This window comes from Paenibacillus rhizolycopersici, from assembly GCF_014947195.2.
Classification (GTDB): Bacteria; Bacillota; Bacilli; order Paenibacillales; family Paenibacillaceae; genus Fontibacillus; species Fontibacillus rhizolycopersici.
This window is the reverse complement of sequence record NZ_JADCNN020000001.1, coordinates 367,124-392,277: the sequence shown is the minus strand read 5'-3', so window position 1 is coordinate 392,277 and position 25,154 is coordinate 367,124. Positions and strand designations below refer to the sequence as shown.

The following is a 25,154-nucleotide window of genomic DNA, read 5'->3' as shown; positions in this document are numbered from 1 at the left end:
CCAACTTGTCCACATTATCCACAGTTTTCTGAAAACATGAGACTCGTTTTCTTCGATCTTGCTTCATAGGTTGGTACGCAAGCTTTCATCAACTTTTCATCAAGATAGCCAACAAGCTGTGGATAACCTTGTCCACAACTTGACAAAACCTTCGTCTTAGGTCCAACTCCTCAACCCATCCCCAAATGCTGATTTTCTTCACAGGAAATCGCCCAGGTTCGAAGCTCATAGTTCTCCGCTCCCGATTTCACGAACGGATCGCATTCCGCGATTCCCCTTGCTTCCTCCAGACTGTCCGCCTGGATAATGACCATCCCGCCCTTGTAATCGAGAAAAGGCCCGCATATCACAAGTTGACCGTTTCGGTCCAGTTCTCTTAGGTGAGCAACGTGTTCGCGGATTAATTCCTCGTCCAATCGTCGGCCCGGATTTAGGGAAAGCAGGATCACGTACCTCTTGAATTCTTCAAAAGAGGGGGCCTCACTCATAGTTAATTCCTCCTTCATCTAGTCTGATGCTTACTTCCCAAATTCCTTCCATTTTGCATGTGCGCTCGCCCAGGGCCCCTGAAACCATCCGAAATGCCTATTGCCCTGCCCTTTTTAAAATCATTATGATCTCTATAGAACTGCGGCCAAAAAAACACATAGGCCGTCAAATATTCACCGAAAAGGAGAGAATGGAATGAAATTTGTCAAAGCCGCTTCAATCGCCGCACTAGGCGTCAGCCTCGTCTTTGTAGGAGGATGCCAAATGTTCGGCTCTTCTAAGGGCGCTTCATCCACGACATCCCCTTTTACGGAGTCCAAGCTGCCCGGAGGGGGTCTAGCCCTCCCGCAGAACGAACGAATCCATTTGTCTACCGATAATCAATGGATCGAAAAAGAAGGGCATTTATCCGACCTGATCCGCCTGCAGTGGACGGGGGACCGCGCCAAACCCGCGATCGCTTGGGCCGATGAGCAGGGGAAGGACAAAACGGCGATCATCTCGCATGATAAAGCGAACAACCCCGAACAGCATGATCATAAGCATATTTCGATCGAAACGACGATGTCACCCACCGGAGAGAATAAGGATCAACTGTTTACCCGTTTGGAAATCCCTTACGATACCGACGTCGCCGAGATTCGCACCCACTCTTCCAACTTTAACGTCATGGACGGTATTTTGCGCGTAGCCGGCGAAGGCAATCGGGACGTGCAGTTGGCCAACACCGGCAAGGATAACGCCACGTCCCCGCTTTGGAGTCTTCGTGCCAACAGCGCTGAGCTCAAGGGAAGCAATGCCGGGGCCGATTTTAACGTGATCCGTTACTCAGATGAAGGAGAAGTGCTCGACAGTGCCCTGACAATCAAACGGGATCATGGACAAGTTGGCATCGGTACGGAGGATCCGCAAAGCGCGCTGGACATCAATGGAGACGGAATTCGTATCCGCGAGTCCCGCACGCCGGCTTCTTCCAAAGCTCCTGGAAATCCCGGCGACATCGCCTGGGACGAAAACTATGTTTATGTCTGCGTAGCCAAAGACACCTGGAAACGAACGGAGTTGTCCAATTGGTGACCTTGCTCAATGATCGGCGGCTACGATACGTATGCCCGCATCTGCCTGGATTTCCGTCTTCACTCGGCCCTTGGCGTTGTTACCTACAAATTTGATGCGATACGTTCCCGGGCTGACCTTCAGTTCCATCTTGCCTTCGCTAGTTCCTTCGGCAAGCGTCGTCACCTCGCGATCCGGTCCGATCGCCACTAGCTTGAATCGGCCGCCGTCGATCTCTTGCCGATGGATGAAATTCACCTTGCCCTTCGCCGAGGCGTGGATGAACCAAATCGTTTCCATCCCGTAGAAAGAGGAGAAGGACACCGTGTTCGACTCGTTGCTCGTATCGCCTACCCGCTTCACATAGGTGAAGGTGTCGCCTTCCTGGGCCAGCTCCGCTTCGTCGTCGTAAAGCTGCTTTTGCCTTTCCGTAGCCAGACTGCAGCCCCCAAAAATGGCCAGCAGCATCACAGCGCACAGAAGGCCGAGAAGCAGCCGTATTCCGCCGGGCAGCCGCGTAGAGTTGCCCGGCATCCTTTGATTACGCATATTTCTCCCCTCCTAGGCGTTGTCCGTAAATGACTTTCGATAAAATCCTGTGACCGAAGGCAGTATGGTTAACGCTTGGATCGCCAAGCCCCAAGCCGTATAAACCAAATGTACGACCGAAGAACTGCCGAGAATGTAGATTTGGACCGAAAGCCAGACGATTAATCCAAAGCCGATATAAAGGGAAAAGGCCCAAGACCAATGCCGGTCTTTAAATGGGTTCAGTTTCTCTCCTAAACCCCAATTCCATTTCCATACGAGAGCCGTCGTGACCGTAAGCGGTAACACGCCAAAGGCCATCAGAAGGATCACCCCCGGAATCAAATAATTCGGGAACAGCGGGATCTGCATCAACTCTGTCGGCATCCCCAACAAGGCGCCTGACGGATCTAGCATCAACGCTCCACCGCCGAATACAGCACCGATTCCGAGTAACCCCTGCAATCCTATCAATAACAAACTTGCCACCGGTTTATCTACCGTTCCCCCCATTTGTACACCCCTTTTGCGTCTTTCTATTTGTGATTCAATTCACCCATTCACAAAAAAAAAAGAAGATGGGGCCTATTTCGGCTCATCTTCGTTGTTACTGCTACTTTATCATAGGATGCCCGGGTTGGAAACGGTTAAATGTCGAATAAACGGCGTGGCTTGAAAGAATAGGAGGTTCCCGAGTAGAATAGATAAAAACTTAAAATTTAAGAGAGAGAGGGCTCGGCCATATGAATCGTAAAGCGGTCCGAAGCATTACAGACCTGATTGGCGAAACCCCGGCCGTCAAGTTAAACAAACTGGTCTCCAACGAGGAGGCGGACGTATACGTCAAGCTGGAGTTTGCCAATCCGAGCGGAAGCGTTAAGGATCGAGCCGCTGCCCACATGCTTGCAAAGGCAGAACAGGCCGGTCTGATTGCTCCGGGGGCCACGATCATCGAGCCGACGAGCGGGAATACGGGCATCGGGCTGGCGATGAACGCCGCGGCCAAAGGGTATCGGATTATCCTCGTCATGCCGGACAATATGACGAAGGAGCGAATCGCCCTGCTGCAAGCTTACGGGGCCGAGGTCGTACTGACGCCGGCTGCGGAGCGCATGCCCGGCGCAATCGCCAAAGCCCGGGAGCTGCTGGACCAAATCCCCGGCAGTTTTATGCCGCAGCAGTTTCAAAACCCTGCCAACCCGGAAATTCACCGGCTCACGACAGGTCCAGAAATCATGCGGCAAATGGATGGCCGGCTCGACGGGTTCGTAGCCACGGCAGGCACGGGCGGCACCATCACCGGAACCGGCGAGTATCTGCGGGGCGTATTGCCGAACATCCATATCACCGTCGTCGAGCCGCAAGGCTCCCCCGTCCTCTCCGGAGGGGTACCCGGCCCGCATAAGTTGGTCGGTACCAGCCCGGGTTTTATCCCACCGATCCTAAATACCGCTGTCTATGATGAAATCGTCCAGGTCAGCGATGCGGATGCGCTGGATACGACACGGCGATTAGCGGCACTAGAAGGCCTATTGGTCGGACCTTCGTCCGGGGCCTCGGTTTGGGCGGCGATTCGTTTAGCTCGGCACTTAGGCCCTGGGCGCTGCGTTTTGTGCATCGCTCCGGACACCGGGGAGAGGTATCTTAGCATGGGCATCTTCGATGAGCCCGCACGCGTAGAAGAATAAGTAGATGAAACAAACCATTTTATCGGGAAAAGAGGAATGAATTTATGCCCCAACTAATCGGAGGCATCTCCCATTTCGACAAAGCGGAGTTGCACGCCATCCTTCAGGATCCTGCCAGCGACATCGTCGTCATCGATGTCCGTGAGCCGTTTGAATACGAAGCTGCGCATATTCCAGGGGTCCCCCTGATTCCGATGGGTGAAATCCCCTACCGGCTGGAAGAACTCGACCCGGAGCAGGAATACGTGTTGGTCTGCCGAAGCGGCTCCCGCAGTTACGAAGTCGCCCGTTACCTACAGGCACAGGGCTTCACGCGGATCCACAATTTTCTCGGCGGCATGCTTGGCTGGGACCTCGAGGTGACGTCCGGGCTGGAAGAAGATGCATCCCATTAAGAAAACAAAGGAGAACAGAAGATGAGAAAACTCGTTCTATTTCTACACGCATCGCTTGACGGTTTTGTGGAAGGTCCTAACGGAGAAATGGATATTGGCTGGGTTTCCTACGATACGGATCTCGAGAGACACGCGAAAGAAATTCTGAGTACGGCCGATACGGTTATTTGGGGCCGCGGTACTTATCAGATGATGCACAGCTACTGGCCGTCCGTGCCTTCAAACCCGTCAGCTTCGCAGCATGAACGGGATCATGCCGAGTGGATCGATAAGACAGAGAAAATCGTTTTTTCCACTACGCTGGAGAACGTCGATTGGAATAACTCCAGACTTGTGAACAAAGATATCGAGAATGAAATCCGTCACCTCAAACAGCAGCCTGGTAAGGACATGGTCATTCTCGGCAGTCCTAGGTTAGCGCACCACTTTATGCAGCTTGACTTAATAGATGAGTATAAAATTACCGTATCCCCTGTCCTGATCGGTAAAGGTTTGCCCTTATTCCAAGGTCTCAAGGAGAAGATTAACCTTAAGCTCATCGAAAACAAGACCTTTGACTCTGGAGCCATCGGTCTCGTCTATCAGACGGTAGGATGATCTTGCCGCTTGCGGTGGCGTTCCAACCATCCTACGGCATAATCAACCAATTCTCGTTGGGGCATCAGCAAGGCGGTTGCCCCGGCGATTTGTCCCTGTTTCACCATTCCGGTTTCCCGTGCAAAATCTGCACCGAGCTGAATAAAATCCTCTGAATCGTATTCGAGCTCGGGAAATTCCACCCACTGTCTTTCCCCATTCACCTGCATCGGTGCTTTTGCCGTGTAAATTTCTTTGCTCTGATCGTCCATCCGACACTCCGCCAAATGGATCGACGTATTGTTCCCGTGACCTACGCCAAGCAGCAAAACATCTCCTCGAAGCTCGTAAATTCGCGCAAGCGGAGAACGCTCGCCTAGCCCGAATTCCAGGCCGTGATTCGCCGTAATGTTCTCGGCCTCGCGGCCTCTGGCTGCAAACGACACTTGCGGATGTCCGCTGCGCAAGGTGCCCTTTTGCTTGCGGAACGTGTCCGGAATCACGCCCATGTACCATAACGACGTCAGCTCGGGATCATAAACCGGCATCTGCTCGCGAATGGTGTCCCACCATTCCTTGGGTACCGGCGGATTTTGCCATCTGGCCGGGTCTCCAACGTCGCCCGAATGGGTGGGCATTACCAAGGTCCCTTCCTCCCCCAACGCTGCCTCTAGAGCCAGGACAACCGCCGCTGGGCCGCCGCACACCCATTTCCCCAGCGCTTTAAAAGACGAATGGACAAGCAGTGTCGACCCTTCTCGAACCCCTAGAGCCGCTAAGTCTGACCGCAATGTTTCTACCGTGTACAATTCCCCTTGAATTTCTTCCATTATGCTTCGATCTCCCCTACTTTCTCTAGTCTGCAAACGACGACGGTAAGCCGTCCAGGCTTACGGCGTTTTTCTGGCGACGATATTCCTCCAGGCCGGAAGATCCTTTGGTTTCAGCCCATTTGACCAAGGTTTCGCGATCCCCGTCATAGCTGAACAGCGGTACACCGTAGCCGCAGGATGTCTGCACCCCGTAAACAGAGACAAGAACGATTTGGCGCGCCCCGCTCAGCTTGGGAAACAACCCTTCGAGTCGCTCCCAATCCGCCGATCCCGGCAGAATCACTTGGCCTTTCCCATACAGGCGCAGGATCAACGGCTGCCCTTCGAAAGCGGCGAACATGATCGTGATCCGTCCGTTCTCCTCGAGATGGGCTGCCGTTTCATTCCCGCTGCCGGTCAAATCCAGGTAAGCGACCTCGTTTGGCGTAAGGATCCGCAGCGAATCATACCCTTTGGGCGACAGATTGACGTGCCCTTCTGCGCCAAGTGGTGCCGAACCAACAAAAAAGAGATGCTGCCGACGAATAAATGCCTCATGCTCCGGCAGCATCGAATCGAACATTTTCCCCATGTCTACCCCTCCCATCTATAAATGCAACCAACGGTGCCGTCCTTACTTCCGGCTGTTTCTCATCGCGTTCAGCAGTTGGACATCGGTTGAAGCGGTAAACCGCTGATAATCCGGCGAGTCCATGCCGTAGATGGCGATTTTCCCCTGTTCGTCATAATGCACGCCCCATCCATACTTCTTGGGAAGGACCGAGGCCCGCAAGCAGGGATGCGGTTTGCTGAACAACTCCTCCCAGAGTTCCTGCCTCCGCTCCTGCACAACTTCCTTCGGAATTTGCTTATGGCGAATATGTATCTCGAACAGCAGCTCCTCGTGATTGTACCGGTACGGAGCTTGCGAGAGCAACTCGTATTGGATCATGTGCGCAGGTTTCGCAGGTCTCGTCGACACCGGCTCGATGCCACGATCTGCAGGACAATCGGGCGATACGCGAATAAACGTATTTTTGTAGCTCACGGCCCCCGGCCTCCTTCGCTTTTTTTTCCTTATTATACCTGAATCCTCAAATTTAAAGAATATGATCCTTCTTCGTCAATTGTATTCGGTTTTTCGCATACAAAACGGTGCTGAAGCCCAAAAATCCGAAATCTATTCGATATTTCGTACAGAATCTAGGCTTACGCTTTCCTGACGGGCAAAAAGATATGAAATTTCATATACATTCCGTTAATAACGCCGAAATCGCCCCATTGTATTCGGTTTTTCGTATCCATTTCTGCCTGTAGGCCTCCTGTATCCAGGAGATGAACATCTAAACTCAAAAAAAAACCGGCGGTGCATGCACCGCCGGAACAATTACTTGGATCTTACGCCGGGTTCGGCTGTTGGCCGGCCTTATTCTTGGCCAGCTTCAAGTAACCCTGCACGTTCAGAATTTCGCTATTCTCTTCAAAGCGCAAACGCATGGGGCCGGCCGCATCGATCAAGTACGATTTCAACGCCGCGGCGCCGCCGCCTAGCACATAAAAGCATTCGATGTCTGGGTACTTCTTCCACCGCTTGCGGATCAGATCAACCAGCTTCTGCGCGGCTCGGCTGAAATACATATCGACAATCGGCCGAATATCCGCTTGTCCTTCACCTACACGCTGGATGACGAATTCGCGATTCCGGATGCGTCCAATCAGCTTCGTACGGCTTGGGAAGCGGTAGCCGAACTGGTCCTCTATATCGCGGATAATCGAATCCAGATAGGTTGCAAGTCCGAACTGCTCCCCCGTACTGAACTGGTTGTCGATATTCATCCGCTTCACGACCGGGAAATCCGTTGTCAAAGCGCCGATTTCGCAAATGCCGATACAGCCGTTATGGAGTTCTTCGTTTCGCACCTGGAGCGTATCGTTCGTCGCCAAATGGAACAGCGCCGCCGCGCCTTCCACCGACACGATCGTACGGCGGATCTGAAGGCGTACCGTGCGCCCGCGCAGCTCCGGCGTGGACAGGAACGTCACTTCGTGCTCGCCGGTCAGCCGCTCCTCGAACGCTTGATGAAAGGCAACGTAAGAACGGACCGGAAGTCCTGTCCCGATTATGTATTCAGCCTCTTCGATCCCGGTTCCCGCCGTCGGATAAGTTTGTCCAGACAGGGCTGCATAAGCCAGCGCCGTCAGCGCCACGACCAGGGACTGATCGCTGGTGGCTTTGTTGTCCGTCTCTTCCAACTCGGAATTGTCTTGATCCTCCATCGCCAGCAAGCCTACGAAATACCGCTGGTTATTTCTCTTTAATTTAGGGCTATAGACCCGAACATCCAGCGCCTTCAGCGGAGAGTCTTCCTCTTGCAGCACATGTCTATCATATCCGGGAGAAACGATACTCGGAATAATGATCGGTCGTTGTGAACCGTCAACCACTACCTTAACGCTGTCGTTGCCAACGTCGATTCCGGCAATTCTGATCATAATAACCTCCTTACATTAGGAAAGAAGACACTTTTCCAATTATTTCTCATTTCGCTTCCCTTCGACAAATTCCTGCTTTAGGAGTGAAAATAGTTACAAAATTTTTTTAAATGAAAAAGGGATTTGCCACATTTTGCCGAAATAGTTGTATTGGCAAGTCGCAAGGAATGACCTTGGTCCTACATAATGGCATATTCAACCCAAGAAGATCAGGAGGAAGTCATGAAGATCAGATTCAAAAAAAACGTGAACCGGCGCTACACGCTGCTGATCGTGCCGGAAGGCACCAGCCCTGTGTTCCGCTTTAAATTCCGCTTGTTCTATTTATTGGCCATCCTGGTCACCGCGGTGGTGCTGCTCAGCTCCGTGTTGGTTTTGTATGCCGTCAACCGCACGCATACGAGCCGGATCGGGACGCTCGAAGCGCAGCTATCCGATTCTTCCGACCAGTTCAGGAACACCGTCGTCAATAAGGAACAGGAAATCGACCGGCTCTTAAACGAGCTGATGGAGTTATCCAAGAAGTCGAAGACCATTGAGACGAAGATGAGCGAGCTGGAGCAACTGGAAGCCGAGCTTAAATCGATTACGGACGGCGGATCGACAAAAGCAAAAGACAAAACCGCAGCCGCGGGCAAAGAAGCAGCGATGGACTCCCTCGCTTCCGAAGGTGGAGTTGGCGGAGAATCGATCCCACTCACCGAACAGGATGTGGCAAAGCTAGTCAAAGAGACGAAGGAGAGCATCACCACCTCGCTGACGGAGATGCCCGAATTGCAGCAACGGCTGGAGCAAACGAAAATTTCGATCCAGGAATATAAAGCGTTGATGGCCATCTTGCCGACCTTTTGGCCCGCCGATTCCGTCAGAGTCACCTCCGAGTATGGTGAACGAGAAGACCCTTTTAACGGGCGTTTGACCATGCACGCCGGAATGGATATCGGGGGAAGCATCGGCGATCCTGTCTATGCGGCAGCGAACGGTAAGGTCGTCGATACCGGATACAATAGCGCACGCGGGAACTTTATCACGATTTCGCATCCTTCGGGATTGAAAACGAACTATATGCATTTGAGCAAAATCCTAACCAAGGTTGGCGCCACCGTTAAGCAAGGCGATACCATCGCAGAGCTGGGCTCCACCGGGCGTAGCACCGGTCCTCATCTACACATCGAAGTCGTGAAGAACGGCAGTACGGTCGACCCGGCCAAATACCTTAGAAAACCCGGAGAGGAAGAGTAATTCATGAAATTAAGGAATAACGCGAAACCTGTTAAGCTTGACCCGAACACCACCGACACTTTGATCGGGGAAGGCAGCATTTTTGAAGGGAAAATCCGCTCGGACGCCGGCGTGCGCATCGAAGGACAAATTACCGGCGATATCGAATGCGAAGGCGACGTGACCGTTGGGGAGAAAGGTGTGGTCCATTCCAACATCCTGGCCCGTAACATCATTATCGCCGGCACCGTGAACGGCAACGTGCAGGCCAAGCTCAAGCTGTCCATCACCTCCAAAGGCAAGCTGTACGGCAACATGGTTGCTTCCTCTCTCTCCATTGAGGAGGGCAGCGTATTCGAAGGTACCAGTAAGATGGGCGGCTCGGACAAGCCCGATCCCGCTGTAATGAAGGAAACGGCGGCTGCGGTTGACCCTGAGCAAACGCCTCCTGCCAAGAACAACGCGAAGTCGGAAAACGATGCGGTTTATAAAACGTGGTAACGCGAACCCATCGAATAATAAAAGGCCGGACAATTTGTCCGGCCTTTTGCTTGGGGCGGTCGCCTCAATATTGAATTAGCTTGGGTTAACAGACCAGCCTTCCAGCGAAAGCGAAGGCTCGGCTTTTAGCTCCAGGCTGGAAAACTCACCGTTCTTCCACTTCAGGTAAGCGGCTGCGCCAATCATCGCGGCATTATCGGTGCAGTATTTCAACGGTGGGATCAGCAGGGCAATCCCCTCGCGATCACAGCGTTCGGCAAGCGCAGCCCGTAACCCCCGATTGGCAGCTACGCCGCCGCAGAGGAGGAGCTGGCGGGAGCCGGTTGCTTTGACGGCGCGGACCGCTTTTTCCACCAATACCTCGATCACCGATTCCTGGAACCCGCGGGCAATGGCCGGCTGGTAGCCGTCCTCGCCGCGCATCTTGTGCTGGTTCACTGCGTTCAGTACGGCCGATTTGAGCCCGCTCAAGCTGAAGTCGTAAGAGTCCGGCTCCAGCCACGCCCGCGGCAGCTCCTCCGCTTCCTCCGCCTCCGCAGCCAGCTTGTCCACGAAGGGCCCCCCCGGATAAGGGAAGCCAAGCGCCCGGGCGACCTTGTCATAGGCTTCACCAACGGCATCGTCGCGCGTCCGGCCGAGCAGGCGAAAGCTCCCCTCCCGCTCCATCAGCACCAGCTCCGTATGACCGCCCGAGACGACCAACGCCATGGACGGGTATAATATCTCCGCCTCCAAACGATTGGCGTAGATATGACCGGCGATATGATGAACGCCAATGAGCGGTTTGTCCAGCGCGAAGGCAAGGCTCTTGGCGGCCATAATCCCGACGAGCAGCGCGCCAACCAAGCCGGGGCCTTCCGTTACGGCGATCGCCGACAGCGATTGCGGCGGAATCCCCGCCTCCTGCACGGCCTCCTGCAGCATTCGCGTAATACTCTCGACATGCTTACGTGAAGCGACCTCCGGTACGACGCCGCCGAACGCCCGGTGCGTTTCGATCTGGCTCGCGATCAGGTTGGACAGCACCTCCGTCCCGTTCTTCACCACGGATGCCGAGGTTTCGTCGCAACTTGTTTCCACAGCCAAAATATATACATCCTGCTCTTGCTTTACCACAAACTTTCGCTTCCTTCCCCGGTCTCCGACTGCGATCCTGGCAGCTCGCACCACATTATGATTGCATCTTCATGATTATCGGAATAATACCCTTTGCGTACGCCCGCCGGGGCAAAGCCCATTTTCTCATAAAGCGCGCGGGCGACCCTGTTGGACACCCGCACCTCCAGCGTCATCCGGACCATCCCCAGCTCCACCGCCCAGTCCATCATCCGGCGCAGCAGCTTCTCCCCGAGATGACGTCCGCGGTAAGCGGTTCGAACCGCGATGTTCGTGATGTGGGCCTCGTCGAGGATCGTCCACATCCCGGCGTACCCGATCGGTTCGCCGTGAATTTCCATGATTTGATAACGGGCAAAATGATTATGGGTCAACTCGTTGCGAAATGCTTCCTCACTCCATGGGAGCGAAAACGACTCATGTTCGATGACCATGACGTCCGGAAGGTCTGCGAGCCTCATGTTACGGAATACGATCTCTTGTTCCAGCTTCGCCGCCCCCTCGCCTTACGCGTTCCGCAGCCGTTTGGCTTCGGCTTCGGCCAGCTGCGTATAATTGGGCTCCAGCGCATGGACCTCGTCCGCCGGCAGCCACGAGCGCGCTAGGCCGGCGATCCCCATCCAAGCGCCTTCCAGCTCGTAGGGCACGAGCTGGACAAGCTCGCCGAAGGCGGCGATCAGCGGCGCGATCGCCGCTTCGTGCTTCTCGGTCTCGCCCACGAACCAGAGGCGGGCCGGCCGTTCGTCCGGCGGCAGCTGTTCCAGCTGCCGCTGGAGCTCGTCGGCCCACCCGTCCATGAGCCGGATCGCGTCGGGTTCGAGACGCTCCGGCAATCCGCCCGGCGCGGTTACGCCGAACAGCGCCGTATAGGCCTGGCCGCGCCGCGCATCGATCAGCGGCGCGATCCAGTGGCCGCCGGCAGTGGCGCGGCGGCCTTCTTCGCCCCGCCGCGCGGCGAGCTCGCCCAGCGCGGCGGCGTCTTGCCCGCTGGAGCCGGCCCAGCCGCCCAGCGCCAAAGCGGCCAGGCTCGAGACACCGTAAACCGGAAGCCGTAACGACCACGCCAAAGTCTTGGCGGTCGTGACGGCAATCCGGATCCCGGTGTAGGAGCCTGGCCCAATCCCGACGGCGATTCCATCTAAATCCTGCTTGGCGAGCCCTGCCGCCTCCAGGCAATCCCCGATCGCCGTCACCAAATATGCCGAATGGTTCCGTTCGGCATGGATATTTCGTTCGGCCAGCACGCGGCCGCCCTCCGTTACCGCCACCGCCAGCGAGGACGTGGCGGTGTCAAACGCCAACAGCCGCTGCGGTGGCCGTATGTTTTCGTATTCGTTCATCTTCAGGATACTCCATTCTCTTTCAGGGCCGACACCCATGCTTCATAGGTTCCGCCCTGACCCTTGATATGCATCCGCCGTCCAATCGCTGACACCGTCTCTACGTAGATGCGCAGCACGTCTTGCGGAAGCAGCTCCTCAATCAAACTCGCCCACTCCACCAAGGTGACGCCATCTCCGTAGAAATACTCGTCCAGCCCCAGCTCATCGGCCTCATCCAACGACAGCCGGTAGACATCCATATGGTAAAAAGGCAACCTGCCCTCATACTCCTTGATCAAAGTAAACGTCGGACTGTTCACCGTGTCCCTCACGCCGAGGTGCTTCGCAAACAGCTGAGAGAACGCCGTTTTGCCCGCGCCGAGATCCCCGTCCAAGGCGATCACGGTTCCCGGCAGCGCCAGCTTCGCTAATGCGGCCGCCAACTGCTCCGTCCCTTGTAGATCCTCGGCTTCGTAAACCCATTGCGCAGGGGGGTTACCCTTGTTATCCTTCACACTCACTCTAGCTTACCACCTTTATCGCGACTCCAACAAAATCATCCGTCAGACACCTAAGTTTCGCTAACGGACCGAGCTGACCTTATTCGCTCCATTTCCGAACATTTCCCGTGCTAACGGACTCAGGAGACGTTATTCCGCCCTTCCGGCAGAAAAAACACCCCAATACAAGCAAATAAGGTCTTTCCGGTCCGTTAGCGGCCGGAACCTCTCACTTGCAGACAAATAACGCCCCTGATGTTCGTTGCGATCTACGTCACCTCATCGCCTTGCCATGGATATCCGTCACCGTTCCCATCCCAACATCACCCAGACCCTGATGTCCGTTGCGGCTCGCATCAACTCATCTCCACGGTCACTGCTAGGCACTGTCCTCATTATATCGGTCCACCGCACCCCCCGCAACCGCAGAACGCAGGAACGAATGGAGATGATAACGAGCGTAAATAGAAACCACTTTTATAACCATACTACGAATAGGCGAATCCATAGCGAGTATTCGAAGGAAAGAAGAAAGGGGTTTAAACCATGCATACGGTCTGGAAGGGAGCGATCAGCTTCGGACTGGTTCATGTACCGGTCAAAATGTTTTCGGCCACCGAAGACAAGGACATCTCCATGAAATACATCCATAATGTGTGCGGCAGTCCGATCTCCTATGTGCGGCGCTGCCCGGCCTGCGAGGTGGACGTGAATTGGGAGGAAATCTCGCGGGGATACGAATACGAGAAGGGCAAGTATGTGCTATTCGACAAAGACGAGCTGGAGCAGCTCTCCGCCCACGCCGAAAAAACGATCAACATCATCGATTTCGTGGATTTAAAGGAGATCGATCCGATTTATTTTCAGAAGACGTATTATCTGTCGCCGGACCAGGCAGGCGGAAACGCCTATCAACTCCTGCTGGAAGCGATGCGCCAATCGGGCAAAATCGGCATCGCCAAAATCGCCATCCGCTCCAAAAGCAGCTTGGCGGCCATCCGCGTGATGGAAGGATGCCTCGCGATCGAAACGATTTTCTACCCGGACGAAATCCGGCCGATATCCCAAGTGCCCAATCTGCCGGAGAACCTTCAGGTGAACGACAAGGAGCTGACGATGGCGAAAATGCTGATTGAGCAGCTGTCCACCCCGTTCGAGCCGGAGAAATACACCGACGATTACCGTGAGGGACTGCTACACTTGATCGAGCAAAAGGTGGCCGGCGAGGAAATCAGCTTGGCTCCGGCCAAGCCGGAGACCAACGTCATCGACCTGATGGCAGCGCTGCAGGCCAGCATCGAAGCCGTCAAGCCGGTCGCCACCGATCCGGGTCCCGCGGCCGCCGCACCGGCGAAGCGTACGCGCAAGCCGGCGGCCAAAAAAGCGAAGACCGAGCCCGAAGCCGCTCCCGCTGCAGCAGATGCCGGGACCGCTACGCCAACCGTCGCGGTCAAGCCAAAACCCAAGCGGCGCACTGCCGCCAAGCCGGAGGCGAAATAGGAGAGCGCGCCGTGCCGAGTTGGGCTGTACCGCGCGATACCGTGCCATACCGCGCCCCGCTTGCCCCCTCCGTCCGCCCCCGCCTACATGCTTTGCCCCATGTCGCACGCCTCGGGCGGGACATTCGCCCATCCCTGGATAATGGGATGGCGCATCGTCCCACCTGGCGTCCATTCCAGGAACTGAATCTTTACAGTGAGGGCCGGCTGAATCCAGACGGCCCCTTTCATGCGTTCAGGGACGTTTGCGAACGGCCGGTTCGGCACGATCAGCGCCTTCACGTTCTCCGTCAGGTCGCGCCAGTCGGACCCCTTCCATTTCCCGCTGCCGGCATGCCCAATATAGATGAACCGTCCCTCCGGATCGTACAATCCCAGTAAAATCGCGTTCACCCCGCCGTCTCGGTACGTCACGCCGCCGATGGCCGCGTTGAGATCACGAGCCAGTTTCTTTTTGACCCAGCGCCCATCCTTCCCTCCGATCGCATAAGCGCTGTCCAGCCGTTTCGAGACAATCCCTTCCCAACCCCGCTCCTGCATCAAACCGAACAACAACTCCCCGTCCGTCACATTAGGCACAACCTGCACCCGTTCGGAGGGGATCATGAGCTCTTGCAGCAGCTGCTGGCGATTCACGAGTGGTTCCATGTTCACCCATTTGCCGTCATGATACAAGATGTCAAATATCATGTAAATCGCCGGAATCCGCCTGGACGCAAAGCGGATCTCTTGCTCCCGTCGCAGGCTGTCGCGGCGCATGATTTCGTGGAACGACGGCTTCCCGCCCGAGAGCGCGATCATTTCGCCGTCGAGAATAACCGAACTCGCGCGGCAGTAAGCGCTCGTATCCTGGAACTCCGGATATTGAAGGGACCGGTCGTTCCCCTTCCGATTGATCAGCTTGACCTCACGGCCGTCGTTGTACGTGAGCATCCGCACTCCGTCCCACTTGACCTGGGCCACCCATTCTTCCCCTTGCGGGATCGTATCGCTGCGAATCGGTTCAAACGGCGCGACCGGTTTCCATTCCATGCGGATCACTGCCTCCTCTTTCAACTCCAACGTCCAACCTTTCTCCCCAAGTTTGCCCTCGGCCCTCGGGAACCATTCCGCTAACCCTCCATTCGCTCATAGTTTCCAGGCCCCTAGGCAAGCCTAACATCAAACCCCAATCGATCCGGAAAGGAGGCTCTGCCATGCCGCGAACAATCAAAGGGACCATCTCCGTTGAAGGCGAAGTGGTCCCCGTCTCCAACCCCGACAAGCTGCTCTGGCCCGAAGTTGGTATCACGAAGATGATGTATTTGGAGAAGCTGGCCGAGCTTTCACCCTACCTGTTGAAATCCTGCCGGAACCGTTTGCTGACGACCATTCGTTATCCGGGCGGCATCCACGGCAAGTTTTTTTACCAGAAAAACGCACCTGATCCGCTGCCCCCATACGTCCGCACGTCGGTCGATGAGAACATCAACTATGTCGTGTTGGACCGACTGCCCGTGCTGCTGTGGCTCGGGAACCTCGCCTGCATCGAATTCCATCCCTCCCTGCATTATGTCGGGGAGCAGTTGCCGTGCGAATGGATGATCGATCTCGATCCCACATTAGAGGACGAACCGCGGATTATGGAGGCTGCCGCTAGGGTCGGCGATATCTTGACGTCCCTGGGTTTGCAATCCGTGCCGAAGACGTCCGGTGCCACCGGCGTGCAGATCATCGTGCCGATCGAATACGGCGTGACCTTTGACGAGCTGCGTTCCATCGGCCATTTCGTCGCGAGGTACGTGACCGAGAAACATCCGAATCTATTTACCATCGAGAGGCTGAAGAAGGACCGGGGCGACAAAATCTATTTCGATTATTTGCAGCATTATGGCGGCAAAACGTTGGCAGCTCCGTATACTCCGCGAGCCCGTGCAGCCGCCAGCGTCTCGACCCCGCTCACCTGGGACGAGGTGCGGCAGAATCCTAAGCCTGCCGATTTCAATCTGCTGAATATCGGACGTCGGCTGAAGGAACGCGGGGATTTGCTGGAAACCGTGCCCCCGCAATCCTTGAAGCTGATTTTACAGCATTTGAAAGCCCCAATCCGCGCCTAGTGCCTGTCCATTATAAGAGCGGGGACAACAGCCGGGCCAACAGCTCCAGCCCTTTTTGCCACCGCGAACGCTCAGCGAATGTCTCCGGCAGGATCGGCACCGAATCGGCCAGATCTTGCTGGAAGTCGCGCTCCAGTCGTGCGATCGTTTCCGGATCAAACAACAAGGCGGTCATTTCAAAGTTGTAGAAGAAGCTCCGCATGTCCATGTTCGCCGTCCCCACCGAAGCGAGCAGACCATCGATCAGCATCACCTTGGCATGAATAAAGCCCTTCGTATACTGAACAAACTTAACCCCGGCCTGCAGCAGCTCTTCGACGTAGGATAACGAAGCCAGCTTGACCAAGCGGCTGTCCGAATGATAAGGCATGATGACGATCACTTCGACCCCGCTCAGCGCCGCCGTTTTGAGCGCCAAATGGACGCTGGGGTCTGGAATGAAATAGGGCGAAGCGATCCATATCCGGCGCTTCGCCACCGCGATCGAATTAAAGCACATTTCTTGGATCAGGTTACGTATCCGATTGGGGCCGCTGGTCAGGATCTGCACCTGCTCCCGTCCAGGCCCTTCGTGGGCCGGAAATAAAGCGGGGGCTCCGAGATCTTCACCCGAAGCTAGCAGCCAATCCTCCAGGAAAGCGAGCTGCAGAGAATGGACCGAATCGCCTTCCAACTGCAGATGCGTGTCGCGCCAATACCCCATTTTTTCATAGAGGCCTAGATAGTCGTCGCCTACGTTTAATCCCCCCACGAACCCGATCCGTCCATCTACCACGACGATTTTGCGATGATTGCGATAGTTTACCCGGCGATTCCGCACAGCCACTCGGGGCGGCAGAAAGAAATAAACCTCCACACCGGCATCCTTCAACCGTTTGACGAATGCAGGCTCCAGCTTGATGCTCCCCAGCCCGTCGCAGATCATCCGCACCTTGACCCCATCCCGAGCTTTGCGAATCATCACCTCTGCAAAGGCCGATCCGATCATGTCGCTGCGAAAGATGTAAAATTCAAGGTGGATATGATCCCGCGCCTGCTCCATCCGTTCCAGCATCGCGCCAAAAGCCTTCTCTCCGGAGGAGTACACTTCCGTCCGGTTTCCGCCCGTAATCGGGTTAGCCCCATGATGCGTCAGCAGCCGGTAAAGCCGCTCCTGATGAACAAAATCGGGGTTCCTCATCCCCTCCAAGGTTTCCACGGTCGCCGACTGGGAACGCAGCTGGTCTCGGAGGCTTTGGAACAGAACCGGCCCCCGATGCAGCAGCCTTTTGCGCTTCTTATAATCGCGAGCCATGAGATAGTAGAGAACAGGCCCCAAAGGGGGACATAAGAATAAAATGAACATCCAAGCAATGGCTTTACCGGGATTGCGGAATTCAAGCAGCAGAATCAAAGCGATATGTACGATAAAAAGAAGCAAAATGCCGATCAACCAGATCATGATGTCCACCCTCCCCTGCCATCATCATTAACCATCCGGGCGGCGGTTTATTCATTTGTTCATTCCGATTCAATTCATTTATATCAGACAGGACCCGATTTTTGACATGATTTAAGAATCATAGGAATAGATAAGATATAGAACCAACGAAGCGTAGGGAGGGGATGCCATGAAGAGCGTAAGCTTACCGAGTCCCAATCGGATGACGTTGCTTGTCCTTCGGGATGCCGGCCGGCCCGTCAAACAGGTGCAAGTGTCCAAGCCGCTTGTGGTTGCCGTGCCTTTGCTGGCACTGCTGTCCATTTCCGGACTGATCATCAGCCTGCAGGTTCATTCGGATCAAACCGTTTCCCGCCTGGAAAGTAAGCTAGAGCAGCAAACCCTGGCCTTTGAAGCGGTGGTGACCAACAAAGACGAGGCGATTCAGCGCTTGCAGAACGAAGTGATTGCCTTGTCTAGCCAATCGAAGGATATGAAGGACCGAATGGAACGTGTAGCCGAACTCGAAGCGGAGCTTCAGAAATTTATCGATAAATACGGAGACGGCGATGCGAAGAACTTAGGCAAGCTGTCTTCGCTGTCCTGGGACAAATCGTTGAACGCGCTTGGAGACAGCGGCGTTGGCGGCGAGTTCATTGCGGTCCATGAGAACGAAATCGAGGCGCTTGCTGCGGACACGCGGAACGATTTTGCCGCGATGAACGACATGCTCGACGAGATGGAGAAGAATGTGCCGATCACGCTAAAAAAAGCGAAGCAGACGCAAAATTCCCTCTCCGGCACCCCCTCGGAATGGCCCACGTTATCCACGCGGCTGACCTCCAATTTCGGTTACCGCACCGACCCCTTCACCGGTCGTGCTGCCTTCCACGCGGGGATCGACATCGCCGGAAAAGTAGGCGACTCCGTTTATGCCGCGGCCGCAGGTAAGGTTGTTACCGCCAAACGGGACGGCTCCCACGGCAAATACATCGTGATCGAGCATCCGGGCGGCCTGCAAAGCTGGTACATGCATCTGAGCGATATCGACGTCTCCGTCGGTGACGAGGTGAAGAAAGGCGAAAGCATCGGCAATCTGGGCAATACCGGACGCAGCACCGGGCCCCACCTGCATTTCGAGATCGTCAAAGGCGGCAAAGCGATCGATCCGATGCCTTATTTGAAGTAATTCAAACTTGGAAAAGGAGGACGATGACAGCGATGTTCAAAGACAACAAAAAAGCCCCCCGCCCGACCGACACCCTGATCGGCCAAGGCAGCCTGGTAGAAGGCAGGCTGGAATGCAAGTCCAATTTGCGCGTGGAGGGCCAGATCCATGGCGAAATCGAATGCCAAGGCCAGGTCATCATCGGCGAAACGGGTGAAGCCATGTCTAACATTAAAGGAGCCGAGGTGATCGTCGCTGGCAAAGTCGTCGGAGATGTTTCTACGACGGGCAAATTGACGATTACGGCGAGCGGCCAGGTCGACGGCAACGTGGAGGTTGCCAAGCTGATTATCGTCGAAGGCGGCCTGCTGAACGGGTCGAGCAAGATGGATCGAATCGCGCCCGTCCCCACGCCATCGGCCTCTTCCGGCAAGGGAAAGATGAAGAAGTCCGCGCGCCCCGAAGCGGGGTAAGGCGAAATAACGCGAAAAAAAGTTCCCGCCTGACGAGGCAAACGGGAACTTTATTTTTTGCGTTTTTTAGGCTGCAACATCCCTTTTCTTGAACACCAGCCAGGCGATCGCCAGGAACAGCAGCACATACGCCGCCAGTACCGCAGCGGAAAAACCTAACGTCATGCCGGCTGGACCCATCTGCCCGCCGCGGTATTGCCCCAGATCCATGTTGGCGAACAGCAGGTATTTCGCCCAAGGATAGCGGACGGGGTTAAACAACATCGTAAAGATGTTGCCCGCGAATAGAATAAAGATCGACAGCCCAATGGCGATGCCGCTGGAGCGAAACACCGTCGACAGCATAAAGGAAAACGCCGCGATGACCAGCAGGTCAATATAGCTGTAGAGCAGGCTTTCCAAAATCCGACCTAACGGACTTTCTCCCGGCAGGAAGATTTGCGACGGCACATTCGGGAAAATCAGGAACGCGACCGCCAGGGCGGAAGCGAAAAAGACCGCACTCATGGCCAGCGTAAATAGCAGTACGGCCGCCAGCTTGGACAACAGGACCTTCGTGCGCGTCCACGGGCGGATCAGCAGCAGCTTGATCGTCCCCCAGGTGAACTCGCCGGCCACAATGTCGGCGGCTACGACCGCCGCATAGATGCTGACGAGATAGTAGAAGAAGCTCAGTTGATCCAGGGCATCCCAGGCGCTCATGCGGCGGCTGCCCCCATCGAGCGAAAACAACACCCCAAACAGAATCGTCAGCAGGACAAGCAGCCCGAACATAATCCAGGTGCGGACCCGCCGGTAGATTTTCATGTTTTCGTTTTGGATCAGCGCGAGAAAATTATTCAATGTCCTTCCCTCCCGTCAGCTCCAAGAATTGATCTTCCAGGGAACGCGTCACGGCCTGGATGGCGTAGACGTCGATGCCTGCCATAACCAGCTTCGTGTTGATCCCCGCCGCGGCTTCCCGGTCGGCGGATACAATCAACTGGCTGCCTTCAATGCGTCCGGCGCCAACGAGCTCCGCCGCACGCCGCGGATCGCTCACCTCGAAGGCCGTCTCCCGCTCACGGCCTTCTCCCGCCTCCGGATGCAGGGACTTGACGTCCACGAGCCGTCCCTGCTGGATCACCGCGACCGTGTCGCACATCAGTTCCATTTCCGACAGCAAATGGCTGGAGACGAACACGGTCGTGCCTTCCTCCCGCGCCAGCACCCGCAAATAATCGCGGAGCTCGCGGATGCCCTGCGGGTCGAGCCCATTGGTCGGCTCGTCCAGCACCAGCAGCTTCGGCCGATGCAGAATGGCCTGCGCGACCCCAAGTCGTTGGCGCATGCCCAGCGAATACGTTTTGACTTTGTCATGGATACGGTTCTGCATGCCTACCCGCTCGACCGCTTCCCAAATCCGTTGCTTCGTCACCCCCGGGGACATGCGAGCGTAATGCAGCAAATTCTGATACCCGGTCAAGAACTTGTACATCTCCGGGTTCTCCACGATGGCGCCGACATGCGAAATCGCCTCTTCAAATCGGTCCTTGATACTCGCCCCTTCAATGAGAATGTCTCCTTCCGAAATGGACATCAATCCGACCATCATCCGAATCGTTGTCGTTTTCCCGGCCCCATTCGGCCCCAGGAATCCATACACTTGCCCTCTCGGGATGTCCAGCGTTAATCGGTCGATCAGCGTCTTGCTGCCGATGCGCTTGCTGACGTCCCGCATGCGCACGACCGGTTCCTGCGTCATCTCCATGGATACTCCAACTCCCTCTTCGTTCTGTATCCCGTTAAGTCAGGATAATTTATCCTATTCTACCATAAGGCGCTGGTCGGCTAAAGCCTCGGCGAGTGATGTTGAAGTGACGGAGGGCTGATGGAGGCGATAGCGATAACAAAATAGCAAACGTGAATACGCCCTCGCTTTCGCTGAGGGCGTATTAGATTAGGTCTACGACGGAGAAACGCCGCCGCATCAAGTATCGGTTGCTAGTGCCAGCCGTCCGTTGTCAGCGCCAGTTGTCAACGCCAGTTGCGAGCCGCAGCAATTGCCTGCGGCTTGTTGCCGATGCCCGGTTCACGCCTCGCCGGCCTGGGACTCCTCGCCATACCATAGCTGGCGGAAGCTGGCGCTAGAGGCGAGCAACTGCTCCGCCGTGCCTTCGGCTTCAATCGTGCCGTCCTGCAGCACGATGATATGGTCCGCGTGCGAGAGCGCGGCCTTGCGGTGCGACACCACGAGGCAGGTCGCCTGGCCTCGGGTCTGGAACAACCGCTCCCACAGCTTACGTTCGGTTTCGACGTCGAGCGCGCTCGACAGGTCGTCGAACACGTACAGCTGCGCCTCGCGCACGAGCATCCGGGCGGCCGCGGTCCGCTGGACCTGGCCGCCGGAGAGCTTGACCCCGCGCGGCCCGACCATCGTGTCGAGGCCGTGCGCCAGGTGCGCCACGTCGTCTTCCAGCACGGCGACGTGCAGTGCCTGCGTCAGGTTGTCCCCGCTCTCCGGCAGCCCGAGCAGGATGTTGTTCCGCAGCTTGTCGCTGTATAGGCGCGGGATCTGCGCCGTATACGCGCTTTGCGGCGGAACGAAGAAGTCCGCCGGCGTGCGGACGGGTCGGCCGTTCCAGCGGATCTCGCCGCCTTCCGCCGGCAGCAGGCCAAGCAGCGCCCGCAGCAGCGTGGTCTTGCCGGAACCGATCATGCCGGTGACGACGGTAAATGAGCCACGCGGAAGGCGCAGGTTGACGTTCTCGATCCCCCGGCCGGTCTCCGGATAGCGGTAGGTCAGGCCATTCGCCTCCAGCAGCTGCAGCGCATCCACCGGAAGGCTGCTCGAGTGTCCCGGCTGCACCAATTCAGAGGAGTCGGGCGTGGCCGGAGAAGCCGTCATCGTGTCGCCAGCATCTGCCTCCTTGCGCTTTCCGATGCCAATATACGCCGGAAGCGTCAATAGCTTGGCCGGAGCGCCCTGAAGCATTTGCTTCAAACGGGTAAAGCTAATCGCCATCTGCTTATAAAACGTCATGAAGTTGCCGACGTTCGAAATCAATTGGGTGACGAAGGTTAAGTAGTAGATGAACAACGACAAGTCCCCGACGGAAAACGATCCGCTGCGCATCTTGTAGCCGGCCAACACCAGGATTAAGCCGGTTCCGAGGTTGACGGAGTTCGTAAACACAGAGGACAGCGATTCGGTGATCAGCTTGTCTTTGACCATCATCTTCCGGCGATCGTCGCTTAGGCGTTCAAACCGGTGCACGATCCGCCCTTCCGCCCCGGCAACTTGGATCGCCTGAACATTCGCGAACATCTCGCTGATCGAGCCGGTAACCTTAGCCGTTGCGGCGCGGCTGGCTGCCCGGTATTTCTGGATGCGCGCCGTCGCGATTTGCGCCACCGTAACGACCAGAATCAGAGGTACAAAAACGAAGAACGTCAGCTCAGCATCGATTGAAATCAAGATCGAACTCGATACGGCGACAAAACCGATCAAACCAAACATATCGACCGACCAGCTCATCGCTTCCTCGGTTTGGTCCACATCGTCGCGGAAATTACTAATCGCTTCTCCCGGCGAACAGGGAATCGCTTTGGCGCCAGGCTCCTTAAGCACGTGGGCCAGCATATTCCGCCGAAGCAGCATGCTGATCCGAAAGCGGTAGCCCCCGTCCGTCCAGCAACCTACGGCGATCAGCATGATACGCGCCAGCGCCACGCCGACAAACAGCGCCATCAGCCCCTCGACTCCGTACGGGAAGTCGGCGTTGCCTTCCAAATCATCGAAGAATGCCTTCGTAATCAGCCCCGGAAGCAAGGGAACCATATGGATGACCATCCAGGAGAACAGGTTCGCGAAATAATAGGCCGGCCGATACAAAAGCAGCCTCCAGAAAAAATGCCGCGTACTCATGCCAATACCTCCTCGAGTCCAACGGACAGCATCCGACTGAACCGCGACCCCGGATCCGCGGCCAGATCGACGCGCGGCCCATATTCCACGATTCGACCGTTCTCCAGAATGAGGATCTGGTCGGCGCGTTGTACGGTCGATAAACGGTGCGCGATCATGATGCAGGTCCGTGATTCCAGCAGTTGGTTGATGGCCGTCTCGATCCGGTTTTCAGTCAAAGGGTCGAGACGCGAGCTGGCTTCGTCCAGGATGACCAGCCCCGGGTTGGTCAGGAACACCCGGGCAAACGCGAGCAGTTGCGCTTCCCCTGCCGACAGGCTGCCTCCCCCCGAGGCGAGCACCGTGTCCAACCCGTCCGGCAAGGCGGCGTACCACTCTTGCAGCCCCAATTCCTTCAGCACGTCGATGATATCCTCGTCCTGAATGCTTTCATCAAACAATGCCAGGTTATCGCGTACGGTGCCTTCCATAATCTCGATGTTTTGCGTCACCATTGCTACCCCACTGCGCAGCTCCTGCAGCTTACAGTTGCGGATGTCGATTCCGGACAGCTCGATCTTGCCCTGCTGAGGATCGTAGAAGCGCAGCAACAGCCGGGCAAGCGTTGATTTGCCGCTGCCGGTGCGCCCCAGCAGACCCAGCGTTTCCCCCGGCTTCAGCATTAGATCGAGCTCATGCAGCGTCGGGTCTCCGTCCTCCTCATAAGCAAACGTCATCCGGTCGAATTTCACAGATAGCGGTCCTTGAGGCAAAGGAGCGCCCGGGCCGTCGGTAATCCGTGGTTTCGTGTTCAACAGTTCGCGGACGCGGATTAGGCTGGCATCGGCTTTTTGTAAATCGTCTAGTTGGGTACGAATCTTCTCGATCGGCTGGGCCAGCAGTTCTGTATAGTAAAAGACGAGGTAAATCGAACCGATCGTCAACTCTCCCCGTCTCCATAACCAAGCGCAGACCAGAAAGGCGGCAGCGTTGCCCAGTGCAAACACCAGGATGGTCGTCCCCCACATCATGCCAAAGCCCAGCGAAGCGCGAATGCGCACCGGCAGCATCCGCCGGGCCATCGCGTAGAAACGCTCCAGCACATAGCCGGCGGCCCCGTTGGCCCGGGTATCTTCCGTGCCTTCCAGCTGTTCGCCGATAAACCCGTAAAGCTCCGCATTTTGCGCCCGCCATTTGGTCCAGACGGGAACGGTAAACTGACGAATTTTGCGGATGATAAAGATCGCGCCGACGACGAACAAGCTCATCGCTAAGCCAATCCAGACGCTTTCACGAAATAGTAGCACCAGGATCCCCGTCATCAGCAGCAAATTGCCGAGCAGGTGGATTAAGAAGCTAGAGAAGAAATTGGCCAGCGCATTGACGTCGCCGTCCACCCTTTCGATCAACGCACCGGAGGTGTTCGATTTGTGAAATGACATATCGAGCGACAAGCAATGTCTGACGAGGTCCGCTCTCAGCTTGTTGGTTGTGGTCCAGCCCAGGTTCTCGCTGAAGTAGGACGCACAGACTGAAACCAACTGCTGCGCGAGGGAAAAGCCGATGAAGAGTCCAGCCGCAATATACAAGGGCCTGAGACTTCCTTCCCCCTGAGCGGTATCGATAAAATAACGAATGACCTGCGGGTTGATCAACTGCAAGGCGATCGAGATCAACAGCAACGCGGTCATTGCGATCAGCAGCTTACGCTGCGTAAACACGTATTTCTCCAGCATTTCACGGTAATGCCCTAGCGGCTTAGTCCTTCGTTGTTTACCGCCTTTCATTGCATAAGTTTGTTCTGCCAAGGGACGACCTCTCCTCTCGCATCCGCTTACTCCTATTCTCCAAATCATTTTATACAAAAACATATGTTCGCACAATGGAATTCTTTATTTTCCTATGCAAAAATCCG

The 25,154-nt window shown here is 55.9% G+C and carries 27 protein-coding genes; 10 read left to right on the top strand and 17 right to left on the bottom strand.

Features of this window, described 5'->3' with window-relative positions; genetic code table 11:
* Positions 1-170: 170 nt before the first annotated feature.
* Complete coding sequence (locus tag IM700_RS01640; RefSeq protein WP_193415552.1) at positions 171-488, bottom strand: YciI family protein; 318 nt, start codon at positions 486-488, stop codon at positions 171-173.
* A gap of 196 nt (positions 489-684) precedes the next feature.
* On the opposite strand from IM700_RS01640, the gene IM700_RS01635 reads away from it, so the two are divergent.
* Complete coding sequence (locus IM700_RS01635; protein WP_155606439.1) at positions 685-1,566, top strand: hypothetical protein; 882 nt, start codon at positions 685-687, stop codon at positions 1,564-1,566.
* Positions 1,567-1,572: 6 nt separating this feature from the next.
* Here IM700_RS01635 and IM700_RS01630 read toward each other — a convergent pair whose 3' ends face one another.
* The gene (locus IM700_RS01630) at positions 1,573-2,094 is read right to left on the bottom strand and encodes a hypothetical protein (RefSeq protein ID WP_193415553.1); all 522 of its coding nucleotides are present in this window, start codon (positions 2,092-2,094) and stop codon (positions 1,573-1,575) included.
* Between the two features lie 12 nt (positions 2,095-2,106).
* Positions 2,107-2,586, bottom strand: coding sequence for a hypothetical protein (locus IM700_RS01625; RefSeq protein WP_155606437.1), 480 nt, complete (start codon positions 2,584-2,586; stop codon positions 2,107-2,109).
* Positions 2,587-2,816: 230 nt separating this feature from the next.
* Between IM700_RS01625 and cysK the strand changes: the two genes are divergently transcribed.
* The 3 genes from cysK to IM700_RS01610 are packed head-to-tail and all read left to right on the top strand — an operon-like array spanning position 2,817 to position 4,753.
* Positions 2,817-3,761 (top strand): cysteine synthase A, encoded by a 945-nt coding sequence (gene cysK, locus IM700_RS01620; RefSeq protein ID WP_193415554.1) that lies wholly within the window; start codon positions 2,817-2,819, stop codon positions 3,759-3,761.
* 44 nt (positions 3,762-3,805) lie between these two features.
* Complete coding sequence (locus tag IM700_RS01615; protein WP_155606435.1) at positions 3,806-4,156, top strand: rhodanese-like domain-containing protein; 351 nt, start codon at positions 3,806-3,808, stop codon at positions 4,154-4,156.
* 21 nt (positions 4,157-4,177) lie between these two features.
* The gene (locus IM700_RS01610) at positions 4,178-4,753 is read left to right on the top strand and encodes a dihydrofolate reductase family protein (RefSeq protein WP_193415555.1); all 576 of its coding nucleotides are present in this window, start codon (positions 4,178-4,180) and stop codon (positions 4,751-4,753) included.
* Here the strand turns inward: IM700_RS01610 and IM700_RS01605 are convergent.
* The 4 genes from IM700_RS01605 to IM700_RS01590 all read right to left on the bottom strand — a co-directional run bounded on the left by IM700_RS01605 (position 4,738) and on the right by IM700_RS01590 (position 8,037).
* The gene (locus tag IM700_RS01605; RefSeq protein ID WP_193415556.1) at positions 4,738-5,562 is read right to left on the bottom strand and encodes an AAC(3) family N-acetyltransferase; all 825 of its coding nucleotides are present in this window, start codon (positions 5,560-5,562) and stop codon (positions 4,738-4,740) included. The two genes, IM700_RS01610 and IM700_RS01605, sit on opposite strands and share 16 nt — an antisense overlap.
* A 25-nt stretch (positions 5,563-5,587) precedes the next feature.
* Positions 5,588-6,136: a pyridoxamine 5'-phosphate oxidase family protein gene (locus IM700_RS01600; RefSeq protein ID WP_193415557.1), complete on the bottom strand. Its 549-nt coding sequence runs from the start codon at positions 6,134-6,136 to the stop codon at positions 5,588-5,590.
* Positions 6,137-6,178: 42 nt separating this feature from the next.
* Entirely contained in the window at positions 6,179-6,592 is a 414-nt protein-coding gene (locus IM700_RS01595; RefSeq protein WP_193415558.1) for a DUF6157 family protein, read from the bottom strand.
* A 350-nt stretch (positions 6,593-6,942) separates the two neighbouring features.
* Positions 6,943-8,037, bottom strand: coding sequence for a ParM/StbA family protein (locus tag IM700_RS01590; protein WP_155606431.1), 1,095 nt, complete (start codon positions 8,035-8,037; stop codon positions 6,943-6,945).
* A gap of 222 nt (positions 8,038-8,259) precedes the next feature.
* On the opposite strand from IM700_RS01590, the gene IM700_RS01585 reads away from it, so the two are divergent.
* Positions 8,260-9,279: a M23 family metallopeptidase gene (locus IM700_RS01585; RefSeq protein ID WP_239483489.1), complete on the top strand. Its 1,020-nt coding sequence runs from the start codon at positions 8,260-8,262 to the stop codon at positions 9,277-9,279.
* Positions 9,280-9,282: 3 nt separating this feature from the next.
* On the top strand, positions 9,283-9,759 hold the full coding sequence (locus IM700_RS01580; RefSeq protein ID WP_193415559.1) for a bactofilin family protein: 477 nt from the start codon (positions 9,283-9,285) through the stop codon (positions 9,757-9,759).
* A 75-nt stretch (positions 9,760-9,834) separates the two neighbouring features.
* Here the strand turns inward: IM700_RS01580 and tsaD are convergent, their stop codons facing one another.
* The 4 genes from tsaD to tsaE are packed head-to-tail and all read right to left on the bottom strand — an operon-like array spanning position 9,835 to position 12,712.
* Positions 9,835-10,875: a tRNA (adenosine(37)-N6)-threonylcarbamoyltransferase complex transferase subunit TsaD gene (gene tsaD, locus IM700_RS01575; protein ID WP_193415560.1), complete on the bottom strand. Its 1,041-nt coding sequence runs from the start codon at positions 10,873-10,875 to the stop codon at positions 9,835-9,837.
* Positions 10,869-11,336, bottom strand: coding sequence for a ribosomal protein S18-alanine N-acetyltransferase (gene rimI, locus IM700_RS01570; protein ID WP_193415561.1), 468 nt, complete (start codon positions 11,334-11,336; stop codon positions 10,869-10,871). The genes tsaD and rimI overlap by 7 nt, the downstream gene beginning before the upstream one ends.
* 45 nt (positions 11,337-11,381) lie before the next feature.
* Positions 11,382-12,215 (bottom strand): tRNA (adenosine(37)-N6)-threonylcarbamoyltransferase complex dimerization subunit type 1 TsaB, encoded by an 834-nt coding sequence (gene tsaB, locus IM700_RS01565; protein WP_193415562.1) that lies wholly within the window; start codon positions 12,213-12,215, stop codon positions 11,382-11,384.
* 2 nt (positions 12,216-12,217) lie between these two features.
* Positions 12,218-12,712 carry a tRNA (adenosine(37)-N6)-threonylcarbamoyltransferase complex ATPase subunit type 1 TsaE gene (tsaE, locus tag IM700_RS01560; protein WP_193415839.1) on the bottom strand — a complete coding sequence of 165 codons (495 nt, stop codon included), beginning with the start codon at positions 12,710-12,712 and terminating at the stop codon, positions 12,218-12,220.
* 531 nt (positions 12,713-13,243) lie between these two features.
* Between tsaE and ku the strand changes: the two genes are divergently transcribed.
* The gene (gene ku / locus IM700_RS01555; RefSeq protein ID WP_193415563.1) at positions 13,244-14,197 is read left to right on the top strand and encodes a non-homologous end joining protein Ku; all 954 of its coding nucleotides are present in this window, start codon (positions 13,244-13,246) and stop codon (positions 14,195-14,197) included.
* An 83-nt stretch (positions 14,198-14,280) separates the two neighbouring features.
* On the opposite strand, the gene IM700_RS01550 is transcribed toward ku, so the two are convergent.
* Positions 14,281-15,228, bottom strand: a complete 948-nt coding sequence (locus IM700_RS01550; RefSeq protein WP_193415564.1) for an ATP-dependent DNA ligase — start codon at positions 15,226-15,228, stop codon at positions 14,281-14,283.
* A 164-nt stretch (positions 15,229-15,392) separates the two neighbouring features.
* Here IM700_RS01550 and ligD point away from each other — a divergent pair, with 164 nt between their 5' ends.
* Entirely contained in the window at positions 15,393-16,292 is a 900-nt protein-coding gene (ligD, locus tag IM700_RS01545) for a non-homologous end-joining DNA ligase (RefSeq protein ID WP_193415565.1), read from the top strand.
* Between the two features lie 10 nt (positions 16,293-16,302).
* Here ligD and cls read toward each other — a convergent pair whose 3' ends face one another.
* The gene (cls, locus tag IM700_RS01540) at positions 16,303-17,733 is read right to left on the bottom strand and encodes a cardiolipin synthase (RefSeq protein WP_193415566.1); all 1,431 of its coding nucleotides are present in this window, start codon (positions 17,731-17,733) and stop codon (positions 16,303-16,305) included.
* 169 nt (positions 17,734-17,902) lie between these two features.
* On the opposite strand from cls, the gene IM700_RS01535 reads away from it, so the two are divergent.
* Positions 17,903-18,901, top strand: a complete 999-nt coding sequence (locus tag IM700_RS01535) for a M23 family metallopeptidase (protein WP_193415567.1) — start codon at positions 17,903-17,905, stop codon at positions 18,899-18,901.
* A 23-nt stretch (positions 18,902-18,924) separates the two neighbouring features.
* Entirely contained in the window at positions 18,925-19,353 is a 429-nt protein-coding gene (locus IM700_RS01530; protein WP_239483487.1) for a bactofilin family protein, read from the top strand.
* Between the two features lie 66 nt (positions 19,354-19,419).
* Here the strand turns inward: IM700_RS01530 and IM700_RS01525 are convergent, their stop codons facing one another.
* The 4 genes from IM700_RS01525 to IM700_RS01510 form a co-directional block, all read right to left on the bottom strand.
* Positions 19,420-20,196 carry an ABC transporter permease gene (locus IM700_RS01525; RefSeq protein ID WP_193415568.1) on the bottom strand — a complete coding sequence of 259 codons (777 nt, stop codon included), beginning with the start codon at positions 20,194-20,196 and terminating at the stop codon, positions 19,420-19,422.
* The gene (locus tag IM700_RS01520) at positions 20,189-21,097 is read right to left on the bottom strand and encodes an ABC transporter ATP-binding protein (protein ID WP_193415841.1); all 909 of its coding nucleotides are present in this window, start codon (positions 21,095-21,097) and stop codon (positions 20,189-20,191) included. Before IM700_RS01520 ends, IM700_RS01525 begins: the two co-directional genes overlap by 8 nt.
* A gap of 327 nt (positions 21,098-21,424) precedes the next feature.
* The gene (locus tag IM700_RS01515) at positions 21,425-23,260 is read right to left on the bottom strand and encodes an ABC transporter ATP-binding protein (protein ID WP_193415569.1); all 1,836 of its coding nucleotides are present in this window, start codon (positions 23,258-23,260) and stop codon (positions 21,425-21,427) included.
* Positions 23,257-25,026 (bottom strand): ABC transporter ATP-binding protein, encoded by a 1,770-nt coding sequence (locus IM700_RS01510; RefSeq protein WP_193415842.1) that lies wholly within the window; start codon positions 25,024-25,026, stop codon positions 23,257-23,259. Before IM700_RS01510 ends, IM700_RS01515 begins: the two co-directional genes overlap by 4 nt.
* Positions 25,027-25,154 lie beyond the last annotated feature (128 nt).

Coding starts and splice junctions, on each gene's coding strand:
- IM700_RS01585 (WP_239483489.1), top strand. CDS start 8,260: ATGAAGATCAGATTCAAAAAAAACGTGAACCGGCGCTACACGCTGCTG.
- IM700_RS01520 (WP_193415841.1), bottom strand. CDS start 21,097: ATGACGCAGGAACCGGTCGTGCGCATGCGGGACGTCAGCAAGCGCATC.
- IM700_RS01635 (WP_155606439.1), top strand. CDS start 685: ATGAAATTTGTCAAAGCCGCTTCAATCGCCGCACTAGGCGTCAGCCTC.
- tsaB (WP_193415562.1), bottom strand. CDS start 12,215: ATGAACGAATACGAAAACATACGGCCACCGCAGCGGCTGTTGGCGTTT.
- IM700_RS01605 (WP_193415556.1), bottom strand. CDS start 5,562: ATGGAAGAAATTCAAGGGGAATTGTACACGGTAGAAACATTGCGGTCA.
- ligD (WP_193415565.1), top strand. CDS start 15,393: ATGCCGCGAACAATCAAAGGGACCATCTCCGTTGAAGGCGAAGTGGTC.
- IM700_RS01625 (WP_155606437.1), bottom strand. CDS start 2,586: ATGGGGGGAACGGTAGATAAACCGGTGGCAAGTTTGTTATTGATAGGA.
- ku (WP_193415563.1), top strand. CDS start 13,244: ATGCATACGGTCTGGAAGGGAGCGATCAGCTTCGGACTGGTTCATGTA.
- cls (WP_193415566.1), bottom strand. CDS start 17,733: ATGATCTGGTTGATCGGCATTTTGCTTCTTTTTATCGTACATATCGCT.
- IM700_RS01535 (WP_193415567.1), top strand. CDS start 17,903: ATGAAGAGCGTAAGCTTACCGAGTCCCAATCGGATGACGTTGCTTGTC.
- IM700_RS01515 (WP_193415569.1), bottom strand. CDS start 23,260: ATGAGTACGCGGCATTTTTTCTGGAGGCTGCTTTTGTATCGGCCGGCC.
- rimI (WP_193415561.1), bottom strand. CDS start 11,336: ATGAGGCTCGCAGACCTTCCGGACGTCATGGTCATCGAACATGAGTCG.
- IM700_RS01640 (WP_193415552.1), bottom strand. CDS start 488: ATGAGTGAGGCCCCCTCTTTTGAAGAATTCAAGAGGTACGTGATCCTG.
- IM700_RS01530 (WP_239483487.1), top strand. CDS start 18,925: ATGACAGCGATGTTCAAAGACAACAAAAAAGCCCCCCGCCCGACCGAC.
- IM700_RS01590 (WP_155606431.1), bottom strand. CDS start 8,037: ATGATCAGAATTGCCGGAATCGACGTTGGCAACGACAGCGTTAAGGTA.
- IM700_RS01610 (WP_193415555.1), top strand. CDS start 4,178: ATGAGAAAACTCGTTCTATTTCTACACGCATCGCTTGACGGTTTTGTG.
- IM700_RS01550 (WP_193415564.1), bottom strand. CDS start 15,228: ATGGAATGGAAACCGGTCGCGCCGTTTGAACCGATTCGCAGCGATACG.
- IM700_RS01510 (WP_193415842.1), bottom strand. CDS start 25,026: ATGAAAGGCGGTAAACAACGAAGGACTAAGCCGCTAGGGCATTACCGT.
- IM700_RS01630 (WP_193415553.1), bottom strand. CDS start 2,094: ATGCGTAATCAAAGGATGCCGGGCAACTCTACGCGGCTGCCCGGCGGA.
- IM700_RS01615 (WP_155606435.1), top strand. CDS start 3,806: ATGCCCCAACTAATCGGAGGCATCTCCCATTTCGACAAAGCGGAGTTG.
- IM700_RS01600 (WP_193415557.1), bottom strand. CDS start 6,136: ATGGGGAAAATGTTCGATTCGATGCTGCCGGAGCATGAGGCATTTATT.
- IM700_RS01580 (WP_193415559.1), top strand. CDS start 9,283: ATGAAATTAAGGAATAACGCGAAACCTGTTAAGCTTGACCCGAACACC.
- cysK (WP_193415554.1), top strand. CDS start 2,817: ATGAATCGTAAAGCGGTCCGAAGCATTACAGACCTGATTGGCGAAACC.